This window comes from Streptomyces sp. SID3212 (assembly GCF_009865405.1).
Lineage (GTDB): Bacteria > Actinomycetota > Actinomycetes > Streptomycetales > Streptomycetaceae > Streptomyces.
In genome coordinates this window covers 1-1,919 of sequence record NZ_WWJY01000315.1, presented here as the reverse complement: position 1 = coordinate 1,919, position 1,919 = coordinate 1, and the positions used below count along the sequence as shown (strand labels likewise).

The following is a 1,919-nucleotide window of genomic DNA, read 5'->3' as shown; positions in this document are numbered from 1 at the left end:
CCGCCCCGGCGGCACCGGCCGCCGCTCCCGCTCCCGTGCCGGTGCCGACGCCCCCGCCCGCCGTGACGCACGTGAACGGGTCCGCCGGACCCGCCGGACCAGGACCCGCCGGTCCTGTCGGTCCCGCCGGTCCTGTCGCGGTGGTGTCGCCGCTGGTCCGCAGGCTCGCGCGGGAGAACGGCCTCGATCTGCGGACCCTGACGGGCTCGGGGCGCGAGGGTCTGATCCTGCGTTCCGACGTCGAACAGGCCATCCGCCGGGCGACCGCGGAGACGCACACCCCTGCTTCCGGGTCCACGAAGGCGGCGGGAACGGCCGGATCCGTGGGCGGGCGGCCGGACGTCGTCCGGGTGCCGCTGCGGGGCGTACGGGGCGCGGTCGCGGACAAGCTGTCCCGCAGCCGCCACGAGATCCCGGACGCCACCTGCTGGGTCGACGCGGACGCGACGGAGCTGATGGCGGCCCGTACGGCGATGAACGCGGCCGGCGGCCCGAAGATCTCCCTCCTCGCGCTGCTCGCCCGGATCTGTGTGGCGGGCCTCGCCCGGCACCCGGAGCTGAACTCCACGGTGGACCTGGCCGCCAAGGAGATCGTGCGGCTGCCCGACGTCCATCTGGGCTTCGCCGCCCAGACCGAGCGCGGACTGGTCGTCCCGGTCGTACGGGACGCGCACCGCCGGGACGCGGAGTCCCTGAGCGCCGAGTTCGCCCGGCTGACGGAGGCGGGCCGCTCCGGCACGCTGACACCGGGCGACCTGACGGGCGGGACGTTCACGCTCAACAACTACGGGGTGTTCGGGGTCGACGGATCGACGCCGATCATCAATCACCCGGAGGCGGCGATGCTCGGGGTCGGCCGGATCATCCCCAAGCCGTGGGTGCACCAGGGGGAGCTGGCCGTACGGCAGGTCGTCCAGCTGTCCCTCACCTTCGACCACCGGGTCTGCGACGGCGGCACGGCGGGCGGCTTCCTCCGTTATGTGGCGGACTGCGTCGAGAACCCGGCGGTGCTCCTGCGGACAGTCTGAGACAAGCACGGGACCGGGACCCGGATCCCGTGCTTCGGAGAGCCGATCGCGGCTCATACTTCTGGCATGACCGCGTATGACGCCATCGTGCTCGCCGGAGGCGCCGCCAAGCGCCTCGGTGGGATCGACAAGCCCGCCGTGCGGGTCGGGGGCCGTGCCCTGCTCGACCGGGTCCTGGCGGCCTGTGACGGGGCCGGCAACACCGTTGTCGTGGGCGGCCGGCGCCCGACGGTCAGACCCGTGCGCTGGGCGCGGGAGGACCCGCCGGGCGGCGGGCCGCTCGCCGCGCTCGACGCGGGGGTGCGCCACGTCGAGGCGGACACCGTGATTGTCCTCTCCGCCGACCTGCCGTTCCTGGGCGCCCCGACGGTCCACCGGCTGATCGGGACGCTGGACACCAGCGGCCGGGAGGCGGCGCTGCTGGTCGACGCCGACGGGCGGGACCAGCCGCTGGTCGCCGCCTACCGCGCCGAGCCGCTGCGCCGTGAACTGGCCCTGCTGGCCACGGAACACGGGAACCTCACCGGTCTGCCCCTGCGTCTGCTGTCGCACGAACTCGACCTCGCCCGCGTCGATGCCGATCCCTTCGCCTCGTTCGACTGCGACACCTGGGAAGACATCTCCACGGCCCGGGCCCGTATCAGAGAGCATGGGACCGTGCTGGAAGAATGGATCACCGCAGTCAAGGACGAACTCGGCATCGGGCTGGACGTCGACATCCCTCTCCTCCTGGACCTCGCCCGTGACGCCGCGCACGGTGTCGCCAGGCCCGCCGCCCCGCTGACGACCTTCCTGGTCGGGTACGCGGCGGGCCGGGCCGGCGGCGACGGCCCAGAAGCGGTGGAGGCGGCGACCCGCAAGGCGGTGGCGCTGGCCCTGCGCTGGGCCGAC

2 protein-coding genes are annotated in these 1,919 nt (G+C 74.0%); both read left to right on the top strand.

Annotated elements, in window-relative coordinates:
- Positions 1-1,028, top strand: a 1,028-nt coding sequence (locus tag GT042_RS09585) for a dihydrolipoamide acetyltransferase family protein (RefSeq protein WP_161308283.1), incomplete at its 5' end; no start/stop codon positions are given.
- Positions 1,029-1,094: 66 nt separating this feature from the next.
- Positions 1,095-1,919 (top strand): NTP transferase domain-containing protein (locus GT042_RS09580; RefSeq protein WP_161308282.1); only part of this gene is annotated, 825 nt, incomplete at its 3' end.